This window comes from Heterorhizobium halophytocola (genome assembly GCF_017873095.1).
Lineage (GTDB): Bacteria > Pseudomonadota > Alphaproteobacteria > Rhizobiales > Rhizobiaceae > Allorhizobium > Allorhizobium halophytocola.
On record NZ_JAGGJU010000008.1, the window covers coordinates 201,906 to 220,239 of the forward strand.

Here is an 18,334-nt window from a genome sequence, read left to right on the forward strand (position 1 = left end):
GCTTGCCCGCGCCGAAGACCGGCGCGCCCAGCGGCTCTATAGCCAGTCCAGCCGGCTTTGACCAGACTCGGCATCGCGGAGACGGGCGTCCCGGCGATCAGCGTGTGGTCCAGCGCCGTCCGCGTGTGGCAAGGCCGAAATCCGACGGTGCCCGGGCGTAGGCGGCCAGCCCGGCCAGGGCGGCGCGCGGATGGGTGACGACGAAGGTCGAGATCGTCTTCATCATCTCGGTATGCGGTGCCTTGTCCTCGAACGCCGCCCGGAACTGGGGCTGGCGCAGGGCATGCATGATCTTCTGCGGAATTCCGCCGGCCAGAAACACGCCGCCCTTGGCCATGAAGATCAGCGCCAGGTCGCCGGCAAGCCGCGCGAGATAGGTGACGAAAAGGTCCACCGTCTCCATAGCCTGCGCGTCGCTGCCGGCTTCGGCATGTTCGGTCACGTCTTTCGGGTCGGTGAATTTCGGCGTGACGCCGTCGGCGATGCAGATCGCCGTGTAGAGGTGCACGAGGCCGCGTCCGCACAGGATCTGCTCGCCGGCAACCCGGCCCTCGATCGTCTCGATATGCGGGAAAATCGCGTAGTCGCGTGCGCTGCGCGGTCCGATATCCACATGGCCGCCTTCGCCGGGAATCGGAAACCACCGGCCCTGGGCATAGACCAAGCCCGCGACGCCGAGCCCCGTGCCGGGACCAAGCACGACGCGCGATGCAGTCGGACTTGCGTTCATCGGGCCGAGCGCCTCGCGGTCGTCTTCGCCAAGCGTTGCGATCGCCAGCGCCTGCGCCTCGAAATCGTTGACCACCATCACGTCTTCCAGGCCGAGAGCGGCGATCATCTGCTTTGGCCGCACCACCCAGGGGCAATTGGTCAGCGGAATTTCGTCGCCCTGGATCGGACCGGCAACGGCCAGGATCGCCGAACGGGGACGGATATCGGTCTTTTGAAAGACGTCCTGCCGGATCGCATCGTCGATGGTCGGAAATTCGGCCGTGCGGATATTCGGCAGCTCCATCGGGGCGGCGGTGGCATCTGTCAGGATCGAGAAGCGGGCATTGGTCCCGCCGATATCCCCGATCAGGATGGGAAAGACGGGATCTGCAGTCTCGTGGCTCGGCATGGGTTTCCCTCGGGTCAGGCGGATGCGGCCATCTGGCCGGCAGTATAGGCAAGGAGCGGCTCCGCCGTGGCGCGGTTCAGAGCCATCGGGATGTCATAGACGGTCGCCAGGCGCATCAGCGCCTTGACGTCCACGTCATGCGGCATGGCCGTCAGGGGGTCGACGAAGAAGATCAGCATCGAGACTTCGCCGGTCGCAATCAGCGCGCCGATCTGCTGATCGCCGCCCAACGGCCCGCTTTTCAGCCGGGTGATGTCGAGCGATGGGCAGGCCTCCTGCACGCGGCCGCCGGTGGTCCCGGTCGCCACGATCCGGCATTTGGCGAGCACGGTCTCGTAACTGCGGGCGAAATCCGCCAGATCGTCCTTTTTCTGATCATGCGCGATCAGGGCAATGCAGGCTTTTTCGGGCATGCGTCTCGGTTCCGATTTAAATCGATTTGGGTGTTTCTACAGCAAGCCGGGGCCGGTTGAAAAGACGCCATTGCAGCCCTTCGTCCCGGCCCGCTTGCCAAGGTTCAGTCCTGAGCCGGTTTTTCCGCCGGCACCGGCACCGTATCAGGGGCGGGCGAAGGGGCGGGCACCGGCACATCCGCCGGGGCGCTGGCGGCCATCACGCCGGACGTCGGGGCCGAAAGCACCGCAGCGCAGGCCTTGGGCAGGCCGGCCAGGGTCATCGGCTTCGGCGGCGGTGGCGGCTTCTTGTTCGGATCCTTTTTCGGTGGCGCCCAGGGTTCCTTGGAATACCACCATGAAAGCTGCTTGCCGCAGCCGTCATCCGTGCCGATCGCTGCCTGCGGCTTGCAGTCTTTCGCCCCCGCCGGGCAGCGCAGCCGGATATGGAAATGCGAATCATGTCCGTAATAGGGGCGCAGCTTGCCCAGATTGGTCCGGTCGCCGGTCCAGGTGTCGCACATCTTCTTCTTGATCGCGGGGTTGACGAAGATCCGCTGGACCTGCGGATAGCTTGCCGCCTGCATCAGAAGCTTGGCATGGGTAGGCGACCAGCGTTTCGGGTCGACCGTCAGGAACTTGCTGGTGTCGAGCAGCGTGGTGAACGGCAGGTCCTCCCGCTGCTTGACCGAAAGCGGCGTCGCCGGCTTCGGGGTGAACCAGACATCGGCGTCGAGCCCGATCTGGTGCGAGGCGTGGCCGCTCGCCATCGGGCCGCCGCGCGGCTGGCCGATATCGCCCACCAGGATGCCGGTACCCCAGCCGAGCTTTTCGGCATCCTGCGAGAAGTTTTCAAGCAGATGGATCATGTCCGGATGCCCGTAGCGACGGTTGCGCGACAGCCGCATGGCCTGCCAGGTCGGCCCGTCGGCCGGCAGCGCCACGGCACCGGCAATACAGCCCTTGGAGTAGAAACCCTCGGGTTGCGGGGTGCCTTTCGACGGCAGGGTGACGGCGCCGAACAACTGCTTGGCCGGCGTGTCATCGGCAGCGATGGCCGGCCCATATCCGGCAATGGTCGCAAGCAAGAGGAGGGCGACCCTCGCTCTGCCTTTGATCCCGCCGGGCAGGGCTTGGTAGAGGTACGGTCGCGTCATCTTGCAGTCCTATGCTGTCGGTTCGGTGGCGTGCCGCCATGCGCGGACCATAGACTGAATCGCGAATTTGTTGAAACCGTGAAGGCCATAGGCCTGTTCTTCGCCACAGTTTGCCCTATCCTGCTGACAAAATACCTTGAATTTTGGGAATGATTGATGCGCTTTGCCACCCGTCTCGTCTTGTGTCTCGTAACCTCTCTGGCGGCGGGGCTCGGTCCTGTCTTGCCGGCGGCAGGGCAGGAGCCGGTCTTCCATCACGGCATCGCGCTCGACCACGCGCTCAAATATCCGGTGGGTTTCAAGCAGTTCGACTATGTCAATCCCGACGCGCCAAAGGGCGGCACGCTGCGGCTGACATCCACCGGCACCTTCGATACCTTCAATCCGATCCTCGACAAGGGCGAACTGGCGCCGGGTCTCACCTATGGCAGGTCCTATGTCTTCGAAACCCTGATGCAGCAGTCCGAAGACGAGATCAACACGTCCTATGGCCTGCTGGCCGAAGGCGTGTCGTTTCCCAAGGACATATCCTCGGCAACCTTTCGCCTGCGCAAGGAGGCGCGCTTTGCCGACGGCACGCCCGTCACGCCTGAGGACGTGATCTTCAGCTTCGAGAAGATCAAGGATTTGCAGCCGCTTTTCACCGCCTATTACAGCCATGTGAAATCCGCCGAAAAGACCGGCGAGCGTGACGTCACCTTCCACTTCGACCAGACGGGCAATCGCGAGCTTCCGGCCATCGTCGGCGAATTCGCCGTCGTCTCCAGGAAATGGTGGGAGGGCAAGGACGCCAATGGCAACCAGCGCGATATCGCTCGGACCACGCTGGAACCGGTGATGGGCTCAGGCCCCTACAAGATCGCCGACTTCCGGGCCGGCGCGACGGTGCGCTACGAGCTGCGCGACGACTATTGGGGCAAGGATCTCAATCTCAATGTCGGGACCCACAATTTCAAGGCGGTCGACTATACGATGTATGGTGACCGGGATGTCGAGTTCGACGCGTTTCGCGGTGGCAATTCCGATTTCCGCGTGGAAACCCAGGCCGCGCGCTGGGCCACCCAGTATGATTTTCCGGCTATTCAGGATGGCCGGGTGATCAAGGAGGAGGTCAAGGGGCCGCTCAGGGCCACCGGTATCATGCAGGGGCTTTTTCCCAATATGCGCCGGGACCTGTTCAAGGACGAGCGCGTGCGTGAAGCACTCAACTATGCGCTCGACTTCGAAATGCTCAACAAGACGGTGTTTTACGGCGCCTACAAGCGCATCGACAGCTATTTCTGGAACACCGAACTGGCCTCGTCCGGCCTGCCTTCGGGCAAGGAACTGGACATCCTGAACACCGTCAAGGACAAGGTGCCGCCGGACGTTTTCACCACGCCCTACACCAATCCGGTCGGCGGCACGCCGCAGGCCGAGCGGGAGAACCTGCGCAAGGCGATCCAGCTGCTGAAACAGGCCGGTTACGAGATCCGCGGGACCCAGATGGTCAACGCCAAGACCGGCAAGCCGCTGAGTTTCGAGCTTCTGCTCAGCAGTTCGGCGCTGGAGGTGGTGGCACTCCCCTATCGCCAGATCCTGCGCAAGATCGGTATCGACATGAGTGTGCGCACGGTCGATGCCGCGCAATACCAGAACCGTATCCGAAGCTTCGACTACGATATGACCTGGATGGTCGTTGCCCAGACGCTCAGCCCCGGCAATGAGCAGCGCGACATGTGGGGCTCGCAGGCGGCCGGCCGGGAGGGCTCGAAAAACTATGCCGGCATTTCCGATTCGGGCGTGGATGCATTGGTCGACAAGGTGATCTTCGCGACCGATCGGGACGAACTGGTTGCCGCAACCCATGCGCTCGACCGCGTGCTGCTTGCCCATCACTATGTCATACCGCTCTACTATTCGGACACCTCGCGCATTGCCTATTCCAGCACCCTGCATCATCCGGCCGAATTGCCGAAATACGGCACCGGCTTTCCCGACACCTGGTGGTATGCCCCTTCCAGGTGACGGGGCTTTGCACCGTGGGGATGAGGCTTTACCAATGATCCCAATGATTCGGCGCGAGACCTGCGCGCCTGTCGAGGCAATGCATGAAGGAGACCGCGGCTTGGATCTGAAGGCCACGAAGGACGCCCCCCGCGTCCGCTGCAGGACGTCCCGCTGATGGGTGGCTATATCCTGCGGCGTATCCTGCTGATGATCCCGACGATCGTCGGCATCATGGCCATCTCGTTTGCCGTGATCCAGTTCGCGCCGGGTGGTCCTGTCGAACAGGTGATCGCCCAGCTGACCGGCCAGGGCGACAGCGCCGACCAGCGGCTGTCGGGTGGCGGAGACATGCTGGGCGGCGGCCTCGATGATGAAGGCGGCGGCAAATATCGCGGCGCCCAGGGGCTCGATCCGGACCTGATCAAGAAGCTCGAGAAACAGTTCGGCTTTGACAAGCCGCCGCTCACCCGCTTCGGCGAGATGATGTGGAATTACATTCGCTTCGATTTCGGCGAGAGCTTTTTCCGCAATACCTCGGTCATCGACCTGATCATCGACAAGCTGCCGGTGTCGATCTCGCTCGGGGTGTGGATCCTGCTGCTGTCCTACGCCATATCCATCCCGCTCGGGATCAAGAAGGCGGTCAATGACGGTGCCACCTTCGACGTGTGGACCTCCGGCATCATTGTCATCGGCTATGCGGTGCCGAGCTTCCTGTTCGGCATCCTGCTGATCGTGGTGTTTGCCGGCGGCTCGTTCTTCAACTGGTTCCCGCTGCGCGGCCTGACCTCCGACGATTTCTGGTCGCTGCCTTGGTACAAGCAGATCCTCGACTACTTCTGGCACCTGACGCTGCCGCTGATCGCGCTCTCGCTGTCGGCCTTTGCCACGACGACGCTGCTGACCAAGAATTCCTTCATCGACGAGATCAAGAAGCAGTATGTCGTCACCGCCCGCGCCAAGGGGCTGAACGACCGGCAGGTGCTGTACGGCCATGTCTTCCGCAATGCCATGCTGATCGTGATCGCCGGTTTCCCGGGCGCCTTCATCGGCGCCTTCTTCACCGGCTCGCTGCTGATCGAGAACATCTTCTCGCTCGATGGCCTCGGACGTCTCGGCTATCTGTCGATCGTCAACCGCGACTATCCGGTTGTCTTCGGCACGCTCTACATTTTTTCGCTGATGGGCCTCTTCGTCAATCTCGCCTCCGACCTGATCTATACCTGGATCGATCCGAGGATCGACTTCGAGCGGCGGGATGTCTGAGATGAGCGTTGTGGAAACCGATACCGGCCCTGCGCTCCGCTCGAAGCCGCCGAAGCGTCCCTTTCTGTCGCCCACCAGCAAGAGGCGGCTGGCGAATTTCCGTGCCAATGGCCGCGGCTACTGGTCGTTCTGGATCTTCCTGGTCCTGTTCGGCCTCAGCCTGTTTTCCGAGTTCATCGCCAACGACAAGCCGCTGATCGCCTCCTACAATGGCGAGATCCTGTTTCCGGTGCTGGTCGATTATCCGGAAGAGAAGTTCGGCGGCTTCCTGGCGGTCACCGACTATCGCTCGCCCTATATCCGCGACGAAATCAACGCCCATGGCTGGATGCTCTGGCCGCCGATCCGCTATTCCTACCGCACCGTCAATTCCAACATCCCCCACTCCGCGCCGACCCCGCCCTTCTGGCTGATGGACAGCAAGGAGCGCTGCTCGGGCTATCCGGAGGGCGACAAGGATCCCGACTGCGTGCTCGGCAACCTCAACTGGCTGGGCACCGACGACCAGGCCCGCGACGTGACCGCCCGGATGATCTACGGTTTCCGCATCTCGGTGCTGTTCGGCCTGGCGCTGACCATCTGCTCGGCCGTCGTCGGCGTCGGGGCAGGGGCGGTGCAGGGCTATTTCGGTGGCCTCACCGACCTTTTGATGCAGCGGGTGATAGAGATCTGGTCGGCGATACCGGTGCTCTACATCCTGCTGATCATAGCGGCCATCCTGCCGCCGGGGTTCTTCATCCTGCTCGGCATCATGCTGTTGTTTTCCTGGGTGAGTTTCGTCGGCATCGTGCGGGCGGAATTCCTGCGCGCGCGCAATTTCGAATATGTCAACGCGGCCCGGGCGCTCGGCGTCGGCAACGGGACGATCATGTTCCGCCATCTGTTGCCGAACGCCATGGTGGCGACGCTGACCTTTCTGCCCTTCATCCTGTCGGGCTCGATCACCACGCTGACCTCGCTCGATTTCTTAGGCTTCGGCCTGCCGCCGGGTTCGCCGTCTCTGGGAGAGCTGATCGCCCAGGGCAAGCGCAATCTCCAGGCCCCCTGGCTCGGTCTCACCGCCTTCTTCACCATGTCGATCATGCTGTCGCTGCTGATCTTCGTCGGCGAAGCCGTACGCGACGCCTTCGATCCGAGAAAGACGTTCAAATGAGCCGCAATCGTCTTTCCCTGCCCTTTGTGGCAAGATGGGTGCCACGGTATCATCCGAAGGACGCATGGCGATGAACAGGATCGTTCGAGAGCACTACCCGGTCGACAGGCTGCCCGCCGATCTGCGCGAGGGACTGGCGGAGCACGCCACCGTGCGCATCGAGATCGAGGTCGAGGCGGCAACCAAAGAGGCGCCGGAGAAGCTGTTGACGGTCCAGGACACGCTCGAGATGATCCGAAAGTATCGGGCTGAGCATCCCGAACGCGTTACGGCCGAGGAAAGCGTGGCGCGCATCCGCGAGCTTCGAGACGAATGGGACTGATGCCAGCCGATTTCCGACGCATCTATTTGGACGCCAACATCATCATCGATCTCGTTCAGGGCGTGGATGAATTGCACGACCGGCTGGTCAGGCTCGTTGGTGAAGCCGAACTTGCTGCATCGCCAGTTTTTGTAACGAGCCAGCTCACGCTTGCAGAAACGCTGGTGCGCCCTTATCGGAACAGAGACGAGGATCTGTTGTTGGCGTTCGAAGGCATGCTGAAGACAAACGCATGGCTCGAAGTGGCGCCGGTCGCGGATGCGATGCTCTACTTCGCCGCCGTCCTGCGTGCTGAACATAAATCCCTGAAATTGCCGGACGCTATCCATCTGTCGACTGCCATCGCGATGGAGTGCTCGCATTTCCTGTCGGCCGACAGGGGCATTCACGATCGGTACGAATTGCTGCATCAGCGCGCCGGCCGCCGCCTCGGCCCGGTGATTCTGGATGTGATTCGTCCCGACGAGCCGACCCTCACCACCCTGATCGAAAGCCTCGCATCATGACCCAGCCACTGCTCTCCGTGCGTGATCTGTCCGTCGCCTTCGGCGAGGGGGAAAAGCGCAGCCTGGCGGTCGATCGCGTCTCCTTCGACATCATGCCGGGCGAAGTCGTGGCGCTGGTGGGCGAATCCGGGTCGGGCAAATCGGTCTCGGCCAATTCGATATTGAAGCTGCTGCCTTATCCCGCCGCCAGTCATCCGTCGGGTGAAATCCTGTTCGAGGGCAAGGATCTCCTGAAGGTCTCCGAGCGTGAACTGCGTGGTGTGCGCGGCGACGACATCACGATGATCTTCCAGGAGCCGATGACCTCGCTCAATCCGCTGCACCCGATCGAAAAGCAGATCCGCGAGATTCTGGCTTTGCACGGCGGCATCGTCGGGGCGGCCGCCTCCGCCCGGGTGATCGAACTCCTGACGCAGGTCGGCATTCGAGAGCCTGAAAAGCGGCTTGGCGCCTATCCGCACGAACTCTCCGGCGGCCAGCGCCAGCGGGTGATGATCGCGATGGCGCTCGCCAACCGGCCGAAACTGCTGATCGCCGACGAACCGACCACGGCGCTCGACGTCACCGTGCAGGCGCAGATCCTCGAACTTCTGCGCAAGCTGAAGTCGGATCACGGCATGGCAATGCTGTTCATCACCCATGATCTCGGCATCGTGCGCAAATTCGCCGACCGCGTCTGCGTCATGACCAAGGGCAGGATCGTCGAGACCGGCCGGGTCGAGCAGATCTTCACCCATCCGCAGCATGCCTATACCAGGCATCTTCTGGCCTCGGAGCCGCGCGGAGAGCCACCCCTTGCGGATGCAACGAAACCCATCGTGATGCAGGGCGACGACGTGCGCGTCTGGTTTCCGGTCAAGACCGGCTTCCTGCGCAAGGTCACCGACCACGTCAAGGCCGTCGACGGCGTCGATCTGACCCTGCGGGCCGGTCAGACGCTCGGCATCGTCGGCGAATCCGGCTCCGGCAAGACCACGCTCGGCCTGGCGCTCGCCCGCCTGATATCGTCGAAGGGCCGCATCGTCTTCCTCGGGCAGGATGTCGACAGCTTCTCCTACAAGGCGATGAAGCCGTTTCGCGACAAGCTGCAGGTGGTGTTCCAGGATCCCTATGGCTCGCTCAGCCCGCGCATGTCGGTCGGCGAGATCGTGGCCGAGGGGCTGAAAGTGCACGAGAGCAGCCTCAGCTATGAAGAACGCGACGCGCGCGTCTGCTGGGCTTTGCAGGAGGTCGGGCTCGATCCCGAGACCCGCTGGCGCTATCCGCATGAATTTTCCGGAGGCCAGCGCCAGCGCGTCGCCATTGCCCGGGCCATGGTGCTGAAACCGCGCTTCGTCATGCTCGACGAGCCGACCTCGGCGCTCGACATGAGTGTCCAGGCGCAGGTCGTCGATCTGCTGCGCGACCTGCAGGCCAGGCACGATCTCGCCTATCTGTTCATCAGCCATGACCTCAAGGTGGTGCGGGCGCTTGCCAACGAGGTGATCGTCATGCGCGCCGGCAAGGTCGTCGAGCGCGGGCCGGCCGCCGACATCTTCACCGCCCCGAAAGAGGATTATACCCGGGCGCTGATGGCGGCGGCCTTCGATCTGGCGGCCACCGAACGCAGCGTCGCCCAGTAACCTCCCGCCCCATTGCCCTCCAGTTTTCAGGAAAGCTCCCATGTCTGCAGGCTCGATTGTCGTTGATCTCAAATTTGCCCCGGAAAGCGTCGCTGCCGCCCTGAAGGACGGCTTTGCCGGCCGCGAGGTGATCAACATGGCCGATCCGGAAAACCGCGACCGCGATCTGTCCGGCTGCGCCTATGCGGTGGTCTGGAAACCCGACCCCTCGCTTTTCGACAGGGCCCGAAACCTCAAGGTCATCATCTCCGGCGGTGCCGGGGTCGATCACATCCTTGCCAGCTACGAGCTGCCGGACACCCCGATCGTGCGCTTCGTCGATCGCAGCCTGACCGACCGGATGAGCGAATGGGTGGTGCTGCAATCGCTGATTCATCTGCGCCAAGTGCCGGTCTTCGCCCGCCAGCAGCGCGAGCATCTCTGGGAGCCGCGCGACAGTCACCCGGAAGCCGCCGACGTCACGGTCGGCGTCATGGGGCTCGGTGTGCTCGGCGCCGATGCGGCGAAAAAGCTGAAGGTCATGGGCTTCGATGTGATCGGCTGGTCGCGCAGCGCCAAGCGGATCGAGGGCATCGAGACCTTCGACGCCACCGGTCTCGAGACCTTTCTCGGCCGCACCGACATTCTCGTCGGCCTTCTGCCGCTGACCGACGACACGCGCGGCCTTTTCAATGCCGATCTTTTCGCCGGACTACGCCAGGGCGGCGCTCTTGCCGCGGGAAGGCCGGTGTTTCTGAATGCCGGCAGGGGCGGCAGCCAGGTCGAGACGGATATCGTGGCGGCCCTCGAAAACGGCGTGCTCGGCGGTGCCTCGCTCGATGTCTTCCAGACCGAGCCGCTGTCTGCCGACAGCCCGCTCTGGGGCATGGAAAACGTCATCCTGACACCGCATGTGGCGGCGATGTCCGACACCCGCGCCGTGTTCCGGCATGCCGAACGACAGATCGCCCGCTTCGAACGGGGCGAGCCGCTGGAGCATGTGGTGGACCGCAACCGCGGCTACTGACCCTCTCCGCCGTCTCGCCTGTTGCGGAACAATCCACCCATCCCCGCCGTTGCAACGAAAAGCTCGAGGCGTAGGCCCCGGGCTTTGCAACAGGAGGAGGTTCGTCATGGCCAGCCCTACAGACTTTTCCGATCGCCCATATACTACCCGCCCGGATTCCGCGCATCGGGCCGATGCAAAGCCGGAAGAACCCTTGACGGCCACGGAAGCCCGGCAGGCTTCCAGGGGCCGGCCGGTGCTGATCGTGCTTTTGGTCGGCCTGGTGATCGCGCTGCTCGCCTGGATCCCGGCCGAATGGTGGGGTGCAAGCCAGGCGCCGGACAAGGACCACGCCACGGAACAGGCCAATCCGCAAAACACCGTCCAGCCGGACGAACCCAAGGCCGGCAACTGACCGGCGACATCGCCACCGCGAGCGGCATCCGGCTCCCCGGAGCCGTTCGGTGCGTACCGATTTGCGAGGGCGTGCGCTAGACTTCGCAGCCTCTTTTCATGATAAGGGTCGGGTTCTTCGAAAAGTCCGCGTAGTCACGTGGCAATCTGACCATTCGATTGAAAGGCGACGGCCAAGTCATGACGAAAACGGACATCGCCTCGCGCGTCTACAATCACACCTGGAAGCTCGATCCGATCGTCAGAAGCCTGCTCGACACGGATTTCTACAAGCTGCTGATGCTGCAGATGATCTGGAAACTCTATCCGGATGTCGATGCCACCTTCGAAGTCATCAACCGGACCAAGACCGTCCGCCTCGCCGACGAGATCGACGAACAGGAATTGCGGGACCAGCTGGATTATGTCCGCACGCTGCGGCTGACGAAGAAGGAGCTGATCTGGCTTGCCGGTAACAGCTTCTATGGCCGGGTGCAGATGTTCGAGCCGGAATTTCTCGTCTGGCTGTCGACGCTGCAGCTGCCGGAATATGAGCTGTCGAAGAAGGACGGCCAGTTCGAGCTTACCTTCCACGGCAAATGGGCCGAGGCGACCCTGTGGGAAATTCCGGCCCTTGCGGTGATCAACGAATTGCGCAGCCGCGCCGCCATGCGCTCCATGGGCTTCTTTACCCTCGATGTGCTCTATGCCCGTGCCAAGGCCAAGATGTGGTCCAAGGTGGAGCGCCTGCGCGACCTGCCGGGCCTCAGGATTTCCGATTTCGGCACCCGCCGCCGCCACAGCTTTCTGTGGCAGCGCTGGTGCGTCGAGGCGCTGAAGGAAGGTGTCGGCTCCGCCTTCACCGGTACCAGCAATGTTCTGCTTGCCATGGACAGCGATCTGGAAGCGGTCGGCACCAATGCCCATGAATTGCCGATGGTGGCCGCAGCCCTTGCCCGCAATGACCAGGAGCTGGCCGAGGCGCCCTACAAGATCCTGCAGGACTGGAACACGCTTTACGGCGGCAATCTGCTGATCGTCCTGCCGGACGCCTTCGGCACGGCCGCCTTCCTGAAGAATGCCCCGGAATGGGTCGCCGACTGGACCGGCTTCCGGCCCGACAGCGCGCCGCCGGTCGAGGGCGGTGAAAAGATCATCGAGTGGTGGGAAAAGATGGGCCGTGACCCGAAGCAGAAGCTGCTGATCTTTTCCGACGGCCTCGACGTCGACGCGATCATCCACACCTACCGCCACTTCGAGGGCCGGGTGCGGATGAGCTTCGGCTGGGGCACCAATCTGACGAATGATTTTGCCGGATGCGCGCCGACGGATACCCCCGGCCTGATGCCGATTTCCATCGTCTGCAAGGTGTCGAAGGCGAATGGCCGCCCGGCCGTCAAGCTGTCCGACAATCCGCGCAAGGCCACCGGCGAGCCGGCCGAGGTCGAACGGTATCTGCGCTTTTTCGGCTCCGACGAACGCATCGAACAGCCCGTCCGCGTCTGACCGCCTCGGGTCCTTCCGGATCAGCGTAAAGAATGCATTGCACTTGGAGGCCTGTCGTCGGACAGTGCGCCCGAGGATGGAGTGCATGCGGGGGCGGCCGTGATCGGCGACCCTGCCGAACGGGAGGAATATCTGATGGATATGAGTGGCAGCGAGCGGATCGAAGCGCCGGTCGAACAGGTCTGGGAAGGGCTCAACAACCCGGATGTCCTGCGCCGGGTCATTCCCGGGTGCGAGAGCCTGGAAAAGGTCGCCGACGACGAAATGACCGCAAGGGTGGTGCTGAAGATCGGCCCGATCAAGGCGAAGTTCGACGGGACCGTCAGGCTCTCCAATCTCGATCCGCCGAATTCCTACACCATCTCGGGCGAAGGCAAAGGCGGCGTCGCGGGCTTTGCCAAGGGATCTGCCGATGTGTCGCTTGTGCCGGACGGGGCCGAGGCGACGATTTTGACCTATACCGTCAAGGCCGAAGTCGGCGGCAAGATCGCCCAGCTCGGCAGCCGGCTGATCGATTCGACCGCCAAGAAGCTCGCCGCCCAGTTCTTCGCGCAATTCGGTGCGGCCGTTTGCGGAGAGGACGCGACGCCGGTCTGACCGCTGCCGTCGATAAGGCTATCCGTCTTCGCCGCTGATCTCGGCTCGCCCGGCCGTGATGTCGGTGAGCATCCGGCAGATCTCGTCCAGGCCTGCGGTGGGCAGATCGACAGTGAGCATGCAGCCGTCGCCGTCATAGGCTTCCCCGGCTATCACGGCATGTTCCACGGCGCCGAGGCGCGCCTTCACCAGCGCCAGATCGCTGAACGCGACCGACACCCATCGTCTCGTGGTCAGGATGATCTGGCGGCGGGGCGCTGCGCGCAGGCAGCTCGCCGCCGTTCCGCCATAGGCCCGCATCAATCCGCCGCTGCCGAGCAGGATGCCGCCGAACCAGCGCGTCACCACCACGACCACCCCGTCCAGGTCCTGTCCGTCGATTGCCTGCAGGATCGGTTTGCCGGCCGTCCCGCTCGGCTCCCCGTCGTCGTTGAACCTGTAGGTCTGGCCGATCCGATAGGCCCAGCAGTTGTGGTTTGCGCCGTTTTCGCAGTGGCTTTCGAGAAAGGCCCTGGCCTCGTCCTCAGAGACGATCGGGGCTGCGCTTGCCAGAAATCGGCTTTTTTTGACCGTCTGTTCGAAACCGGCCGGGGCTTTCAGCGTTTCGCTCATGGGGAAAGGGTCAAGGCTCGCTGTGGAGATCGTCTGGTATAGGGCGTTTCAGGCGGCAGCAACATTCGCCTGCAGCACGCTAAGCTGTTGTTTCCATGCAGTTGCGGACGCGAAGCCGGTTCTTGCCTCGACTGGAAGTCCCCAAATGTCTGCGTCGCAATAGCGCAGGCTTCAAGCCCGGCGCAAGGCGGGAGACGTATGACGCCTCTTTAAGATCATGACGATCTGCGTTAGGAGATGCCAGACATGCCGACTGATTCCGAACTTTTCCCCGATGCCGAAACCGCCGCCATTGCCCATATGCTGGCCGAGGACCGGGCTGACGAGTTGACGGACATGCTGGTCGAAGGCCTTTACGAGGCCCTGCGCATTCTCGAAGGCGAGATTACCGCCGACACCTGGCACTGATATCCCACCTGCCGCCATCGCGAAGACCCATCGTCGGACAGCGGCAAGCCGGGAAAAGAGCCCGACATCACGCTGTCGGACCCTCCATGCATTGTTATCCCGTCAGGCCTTGAGCGCGTCGCGCATGCGCTCGCGCGAGAACGGCAGGTCGTAGATCCGTTTTCCGGCGGCGCGGCGCACGGCATTGCCGATTGCGCCCGATGTCGGCCCCTGCGCCGCCTCGGCGACGCCGAGATAGGGCAGGCCGGGATTGTCGACCACATGCACATCGATCCTGTCCGGCACGGCGCTGAAGCGCAGGATCGGATAGGCCGACCAGTCGGCGCTGGTGATTCGGGTCCGGTTGAAATGCACCTCTTCGTAGAGCGTCCAGCTCAGCGATTGCAGGATGCCGCCCTGGGTCTGGTTGACGATGTTGTCGGGGGCGACGGCCTCGCCGCAATCGACGGCGGCCACGACGTTGGAGATCCGGATTTCGCCGCTGACCCTGTCGACCTCGGCCTCCAGCGCGATCGCCAGATAGGACGCGTGGTTCTTGTATTTGGCAAAGGCAAAGCCCCGTCCGCGGCCTTCCGGCATCGGATCGCTGTTCCAGCCGAACTTGTCGGCCACCGTCTCGATCACCTTGATCGCCCGCTTGTCGCTCAAATGGCGCAGGCGAAACTCGACCGGGTCGGCGCCCGCCGCATCGGCAAGCTCGTCCATGAAGCTCTCGAGCGAAAACACGTTGCAATAGGCACCGAGCGCCCGCATCGCCGAGGCCCGCACCGGCATGTCCGGAATGAAATGCCAGTTCACGCGCTGGTTCGGGATGTCGTAGAGCGGAATGGCATTGCGGTCGCCATTGCCGGACGGCGAGATCTTCAGTTTCTGCGCATCCGGCTGGAAATGCTTCTGCATCAGGCGCCCGGCGAGCAGGGCGCCGGCTGATCCCGGCCGGGAACTGTGATTGTTGCTCCAGAGGTCGTAGTGCCAGTTGACGATCTTGCCCTCGTCGTCGAGCACCGCCTCGACGCGGGTCAGCATGCCCGGCCCATAGGGTTCCCACAGATGCTCCTGTTCGCGCATCCACTGGACCCGGATGGCGCGACCGGGAAGCTTGGTGGCGATCAGCGCCGCGTCGCCCGCCGCATCGTCGGCGCCGTTATGGCCGTAGCAGCCGGACCCTTCGGTGTGGATGCAGCGGACCTTGTCTTCCTCCATGCCGAGCATTTCGGCAATGGCGCCGCGATCGGGATAGACGCCCTGGGTATGGGTCCAGACGGTCAGCTGGTCGCCCTCCATCTTGGCCATGGCGGCGGAGGGGCCGATGGAACCGTGCATCTGGTAGGGGCGGGTAAACTGCGCCTTCAGCGTCTTTGCCCCCTTCACCGTTTCCGCTCCGGCGGAATTGACCACGCCGACTTCGGTCACCGCCGATTGCAGGAAGGTCGGCAGATCCGTCTGGTCGGGCAGGCCCTGCTGCTCCTGCCAGCGGGCCGCGCGTTCGAGCACGCGCATCGCCTGGATTGCCTGGAATTCCTGTTCGGCGACGACGGCCAGAAAATCCCCGTCGCGGATGATGGAGATCACGCCGGGCATGCCCTTGGCCGTGGTCTCGTCGAGATCTGTCAGCCGGGCGCTGTAGCTTGGCGGGCGCACGACCCGCGCATGCACCATGCCTTCCGGCCGCATGTCCTGCACATAGGCTTCGCCGCCCGTCACCTTGGCCGGTATGTCGACGCGGGCGAACGGCTTGCCGATCGCGCGGTAATTGCCGGGCGGCTTGATCTTCGTCATCGGATCGGCATCGACGTGCAGCAGGTCGTTCGAGACGATCTCGCCATAGCTCAGCGTTGCACCGTTCGGCCCGAGCACCTTGCCGCCATCGGCCTTCAGCTGCTCGACCGGTACGCCGAGCTTGGCGGAAGCCTGCTGGATCAGGATCTGCCGGACCTGGGCTGCGGCATAGCGAATGGCGGTTCCGCTGTTCGGCATCGTCATGCTGCCGGCGGTATAGCCCTCATCGGGCGTGCGTCCGGTGTCGGCGGTGATCAGGTTGATCGTGCCGGGTTCGACTTCGAGTTCCTCGGCTGCCACCTGCCGCAGCGAAGTCTTGGTTCCCTGGCCGAGTTCGGCCTTGCCGGTAAAGACGGTGATCGAGCCGTCCGCATCGATGCGGATCCAGGCATCCAGCGAGGGCGTGCTTGAAAGGTCGCCCTGCAGTTCGGGCGCCTTTTCGGGCGACCCGTCCGAGCCTTCCGCAGACTGGGCAAAGCCTTCCTGCGGTATGGTGAAGCTGAGGACAAGCGCACCGGCGCTGCCCAGAAAGCCGCGGCGGTTGATATCGAATGTGGGCGCGTTCATGGGTCTTCTCCTCAGCCTGCGGCAACGGGCTTGGCGGATGCCGATTTCATATGGGTCTGGGCGCGTTTGACCGCCGCCAGGATGCGCATATGGGTTCCGCATCGACAGAGATTGGGCTCCAGCCCGGCGCGGATCTCTCCGTCGGTCGCATCGGGGTTGGCTTCCAGCAGCGCCTGCGCCCGCATCATCATGCCGGAAATGCAGTAGCCGCACTGGGCGGCCTGCTCGTGGATGAAGGCTTCCTGCATCGGCCCCGGATTGTCGATCGTGCCGAGCCCCTCGACAGTCTTGATCTTGCGGCCCTCCAGCAGCGTCAGCGGCGTCAGGCAGGAAAACACCGCCTTTCCGTCGACCATCACGGTGCAGGCACCGCACTGGCCGAGCCCGCAACCGAATTTCGCGCCGTTCATCGCGAGGTCATTGCGCAAAACGTAGAGCAGGGGGGTGGACGGATCGGCGTCCACGTCACGGGTTTCCCCGTTCACATTGAGCTTCATCATTTGTCCTGTGCTCCTATGTTGTCGGGGCCGCGTTCGATGCCGTCGGACGGACGCACGCTCACCTTGATCTTGCCGCTGCGGGTATCGGCCGCCCTGGAGGCGACATCGTCCCAGGCGGGTTTCTGTGCGACGTCCTGGCGCAGATAGGCCAGCAGGTCGCTCAGCTGGGCATCCGTCATCGTGGGCGCGAAATTCGGCATGATGGCGCTTTGCCGGCCGCTTGTCGCCGGCAGGCCGAACAGCACTGTGTTGATCGCGTTTTGCGCATCCGGCGCATGGATCGTCGAGCTCAGATGCAGGTCGACCCCGCCGAAGGGCAGCGGCCGCCCGCTGTCGTGACAGACGGAACAGGCGGCGCGGTAGATCGTCTCGCCGCGACCCCGCGGGGTCGAGGTGTCGGCCGCCGAGGCACTTGCAAGCGCCAGCCCCGCGGTCTGGGAACGCTTGCGGATATCGTCGCCGGAGGCCAAAGTCCCGGAGGCCGCCTGCGGCATCAGCGAGCTGATATAGGTGGCGATCGCATGCACGTCCTGGTCGGGCAGCCGGCCGAGATTGCCGGTCACTTCCGCCATCGGGCCGTTTGCGAGGCCGTGGTCCTCATGCCAGCCCTGCCGCAGATAGGCATAGAGGCTGTCGGCATTCCAGGCGACCGGGGCGGGCGATGAACCGTCGAGCGCAAAGGCCGTCCAGCCTTCCTGCTCGCCGCCGGCGAAATGCTTGTCGGATTTCTCCGCCCCCAGCCCATTGCGCGGCGTGTGACAGGCGCCGCAATGGCCAAGACCGTTGGCGAGATAGGCGCCGCGATTCCACGCGACCGTCTCGCTGTCCTTGTTCTGATAGGCGCCCTGGTCGAAGAACAGCAGTTTCCAGCCCGCGACCGCCATGCGGATGTCGAGCGGGAAAGGCAGCGTGTTGTCCGGCGCTACCTGTTTCACCGGACGGCGCGTCATCAGATAGGCATAGAGCGCCTTGTCATCCGCGTCGGACACCAGGGTGAAGTGATCGAAGGGAAAGGCCGGATAGAGATGCGCGCCATCGCGGCGCACGCCCTCGCGCATGGCGCGCTGGAAGGCTGCCTGCGACCACCTGCCGATACCGGTCTCGGGGTCGGGCGTGATATTGGTGGAATAGATCGTGCCGAACGGCGTGGGAAGCGCAAGCCCGCCTGAAAAGGATGGGTTGCCGGGCTTGGTGTGACAGGCCGTGCAATTGCCGACCGCGGCCAGTTCCGCGCCCTTGGCGACGAGACCGGGGTCGAAGGATGCCGGGTCCGGGGGATTGATCGGGTCGATCGACCCGTGCCATGCATAGGCGAAGGCTGCTGCGCCGGCGACGATAACGACGCCCGCAAAGCCTGCTAGAATAGACTTGAATTTCACGTCTCGCTCCTCGACCCCCGCCGGGAGGCGAAGATCCCCGCATCGGCCGCCTCAGTGCGGGATGCACTGGCCCAAACGATC

Annotated in this window: 18 protein-coding genes; 11 read left to right on the forward strand and 7 right to left on the reverse strand. The window is 63.6% G+C overall.

What is annotated here, in order from left to right; all coding sequences use genetic code 11:
• Positions 1 to 97 precede the first annotated feature (97 nt).
• The 3 genes from J2Z17_RS15630 to mepA all read right to left on the reverse strand — a co-directional run bounded on the left by J2Z17_RS15630 (position 98) and on the right by mepA (position 2,669).
• Positions 98 to 1,120 carry a glucokinase gene (locus J2Z17_RS15630; protein ID WP_209946556.1) on the reverse strand — a complete coding sequence of 341 codons (1,023 nt, stop codon included), beginning with the start codon at positions 1,118 to 1,120 and terminating at the stop codon, positions 98 to 100.
• Positions 1,121 to 1,134: 14 nt separating this feature from the next.
• Entirely contained in the window at positions 1,135 to 1,533 is a 399-nt protein-coding gene (locus J2Z17_RS15635) for a methylglyoxal synthase (RefSeq protein WP_209946557.1), read from the reverse strand.
• A gap of 104 nt (positions 1,534 to 1,637) precedes the next feature.
• Positions 1,638 to 2,669: a penicillin-insensitive murein endopeptidase gene (gene mepA / locus J2Z17_RS15640; RefSeq protein ID WP_209946558.1), complete on the reverse strand. Its 1,032-nt coding sequence runs from the start codon at positions 2,667 to 2,669 to the stop codon at positions 1,638 to 1,640.
• 156 nt (positions 2,670 to 2,825) lie between these two features.
• On the opposite strand from mepA, the gene J2Z17_RS15645 reads away from it, so the two are divergent.
• From J2Z17_RS15645 to J2Z17_RS15690, 10 genes are all read left to right on the forward strand, one after another.
• On the forward strand, positions 2,826 to 4,676 hold the full coding sequence (locus J2Z17_RS15645; RefSeq protein ID WP_209946559.1) for an extracellular solute-binding protein: 1,851 nt from the start codon (positions 2,826 to 2,828) through the stop codon (positions 4,674 to 4,676).
• A gap of 156 nt (positions 4,677 to 4,832) precedes the next feature.
• Positions 4,833 to 5,924, forward strand: coding sequence for a microcin C ABC transporter permease YejB (locus tag J2Z17_RS15650; RefSeq protein WP_209946560.1), 1,092 nt, complete (start codon positions 4,833 to 4,835; stop codon positions 5,922 to 5,924).
• A gap of 1 nt (position 5,925) precedes the next feature.
• Positions 5,926 to 7,077 (forward strand): ABC transporter permease, encoded by a 1,152-nt coding sequence (locus J2Z17_RS15655; RefSeq protein WP_209946561.1) that lies wholly within the window; start codon positions 5,926 to 5,928, stop codon positions 7,075 to 7,077.
• Positions 7,078 to 7,147: 70 nt separating this feature from the next.
• Positions 7,148 to 7,399 carry a hypothetical protein gene (locus J2Z17_RS15660; RefSeq protein WP_209946562.1) on the forward strand — a complete coding sequence of 84 codons (252 nt, stop codon included), beginning with the start codon at positions 7,148 to 7,150 and terminating at the stop codon, positions 7,397 to 7,399.
• Positions 7,399 to 7,905 carry a type II toxin-antitoxin system VapC family toxin gene (locus J2Z17_RS15665; protein ID WP_209946563.1) on the forward strand — a complete coding sequence of 169 codons (507 nt, stop codon included), beginning with the start codon at positions 7,399 to 7,401 and terminating at the stop codon, positions 7,903 to 7,905. The genes J2Z17_RS15660 and J2Z17_RS15665 overlap by 1 nt, the downstream gene beginning before the upstream one ends.
• Positions 7,902 to 9,527 carry an ABC transporter ATP-binding protein gene (locus tag J2Z17_RS15670; protein WP_209946564.1) on the forward strand — a complete coding sequence of 542 codons (1,626 nt, stop codon included), beginning with the start codon at positions 7,902 to 7,904 and terminating at the stop codon, positions 9,525 to 9,527. Before J2Z17_RS15665 ends, J2Z17_RS15670 begins: the two co-directional genes overlap by 4 nt.
• A gap of 40 nt (positions 9,528 to 9,567) precedes the next feature.
• Complete coding sequence (locus J2Z17_RS15675) at positions 9,568 to 10,533, forward strand: 2-hydroxyacid dehydrogenase (protein ID WP_209946565.1); 966 nt, start codon at positions 9,568 to 9,570, stop codon at positions 10,531 to 10,533.
• 193 nt (positions 10,534 to 10,726) lie between these two features.
• On the forward strand, positions 10,727 to 10,927 hold the full coding sequence (locus J2Z17_RS15680; protein ID WP_245224140.1) for a hypothetical protein: 201 nt from the start codon (positions 10,727 to 10,729) through the stop codon (positions 10,925 to 10,927).
• A gap of 179 nt (positions 10,928 to 11,106) precedes the next feature.
• Entirely contained in the window at positions 11,107 to 12,411 is a 1,305-nt protein-coding gene (pncB, locus tag J2Z17_RS15685) for a nicotinate phosphoribosyltransferase (RefSeq protein ID WP_209946567.1), read from the forward strand.
• Between the two features lie 135 nt (positions 12,412 to 12,546).
• On the forward strand, positions 12,547 to 13,008 hold the full coding sequence (locus J2Z17_RS15690; protein ID WP_209946568.1) for an SRPBCC family protein: 462 nt from the start codon (positions 12,547 to 12,549) through the stop codon (positions 13,006 to 13,008).
• Between the two features lie 18 nt (positions 13,009 to 13,026).
• Here J2Z17_RS15690 and J2Z17_RS15695 read toward each other — a convergent pair whose 3' ends face one another.
• Complete coding sequence (locus J2Z17_RS15695) at positions 13,027 to 13,620, reverse strand: IMPACT family protein (protein ID WP_209946569.1); 594 nt, start codon at positions 13,618 to 13,620, stop codon at positions 13,027 to 13,029.
• 246 nt (positions 13,621 to 13,866) lie between these two features.
• Here J2Z17_RS15695 and J2Z17_RS15700 point away from each other — a divergent pair, with 246 nt between their 5' ends.
• On the forward strand, positions 13,867 to 14,028 hold the full coding sequence (locus tag J2Z17_RS15700; protein WP_209946570.1) for a hypothetical protein: 162 nt from the start codon (positions 13,867 to 13,869) through the stop codon (positions 14,026 to 14,028).
• Positions 14,029 to 14,130: 102 nt separating this feature from the next.
• On the opposite strand, the gene J2Z17_RS15705 is transcribed toward J2Z17_RS15700, so the two are convergent.
• From J2Z17_RS15705 to J2Z17_RS25540, 3 genes are read right to left on the reverse strand one after another with little or no spacing between them, the layout of a single operon-like run.
• Complete coding sequence (locus J2Z17_RS15705) at positions 14,131 to 16,374, reverse strand: xanthine dehydrogenase family protein molybdopterin-binding subunit (protein ID WP_209946571.1); 2,244 nt, start codon at positions 16,372 to 16,374, stop codon at positions 14,131 to 14,133.
• An 11-nt stretch (positions 16,375 to 16,385) separates the two neighbouring features.
• Positions 16,386 to 16,874 carry a (2Fe-2S)-binding protein gene (locus J2Z17_RS15710; protein WP_209946572.1) on the reverse strand — a complete coding sequence of 163 codons (489 nt, stop codon included), beginning with the start codon at positions 16,872 to 16,874 and terminating at the stop codon, positions 16,386 to 16,388.
• Positions 16,871 to 18,253, reverse strand: coding sequence for a c-type cytochrome (locus J2Z17_RS25540; protein WP_209946573.1), 1,383 nt, complete (start codon positions 18,251 to 18,253; stop codon positions 16,871 to 16,873). The genes J2Z17_RS15710 and J2Z17_RS25540 overlap by 4 nt, the downstream gene beginning before the upstream one ends.
• Positions 18,254 to 18,334 lie beyond the last annotated feature (81 nt).

Coding starts and splice junctions, on each gene's coding strand:
- J2Z17_RS15660 (WP_209946562.1), top strand. CDS start 7,148: ATGAACAGGATCGTTCGAGAGCACTACCCGGTCGACAGGCTGCCCGCC.
- J2Z17_RS15700 (WP_209946570.1), top strand. CDS start 13,867: ATGCCGACTGATTCCGAACTTTTCCCCGATGCCGAAACCGCCGCCATT.
- mepA (WP_209946558.1), bottom strand. CDS start 2,669: ATGACGCGACCGTACCTCTACCAAGCCCTGCCCGGCGGGATCAAAGGC.
- J2Z17_RS15645 (WP_209946559.1), top strand. CDS start 2,826: ATGCGCTTTGCCACCCGTCTCGTCTTGTGTCTCGTAACCTCTCTGGCG.
- J2Z17_RS15630 (WP_209946556.1), bottom strand. CDS start 1,120: ATGCCGAGCCACGAGACTGCAGATCCCGTCTTTCCCATCCTGATCGGG.
- J2Z17_RS15655 (WP_209946561.1), top strand. CDS start 5,926: ATGAGCGTTGTGGAAACCGATACCGGCCCTGCGCTCCGCTCGAAGCCG.
- J2Z17_RS15710 (WP_209946572.1), bottom strand. CDS start 16,874: ATGATGAAGCTCAATGTGAACGGGGAAACCCGTGACGTGGACGCCGAT.
- J2Z17_RS15650 (WP_209946560.1), top strand. CDS start 4,833: ATGGGTGGCTATATCCTGCGGCGTATCCTGCTGATGATCCCGACGATC.
- J2Z17_RS15705 (WP_209946571.1), bottom strand. CDS start 16,374: ATGAACGCGCCCACATTCGATATCAACCGCCGCGGCTTTCTGGGCAGC.
- J2Z17_RS15695 (WP_209946569.1), bottom strand. CDS start 13,620: ATGAGCGAAACGCTGAAAGCCCCGGCCGGTTTCGAACAGACGGTCAAA.
- J2Z17_RS15675 (WP_209946565.1), top strand. CDS start 9,568: ATGTCTGCAGGCTCGATTGTCGTTGATCTCAAATTTGCCCCGGAAAGC.
- J2Z17_RS15635 (WP_209946557.1), bottom strand. CDS start 1,533: ATGCCCGAAAAAGCCTGCATTGCCCTGATCGCGCATGATCAGAAAAAG.
- J2Z17_RS15665 (WP_209946563.1), top strand. CDS start 7,399: ATGCCAGCCGATTTCCGACGCATCTATTTGGACGCCAACATCATCATC.
- J2Z17_RS15690 (WP_209946568.1), top strand. CDS start 12,547: ATGGATATGAGTGGCAGCGAGCGGATCGAAGCGCCGGTCGAACAGGTC.
- J2Z17_RS15670 (WP_209946564.1), top strand. CDS start 7,902: ATGACCCAGCCACTGCTCTCCGTGCGTGATCTGTCCGTCGCCTTCGGC.
- pncB (WP_209946567.1), top strand. CDS start 11,107: ATGACGAAAACGGACATCGCCTCGCGCGTCTACAATCACACCTGGAAG.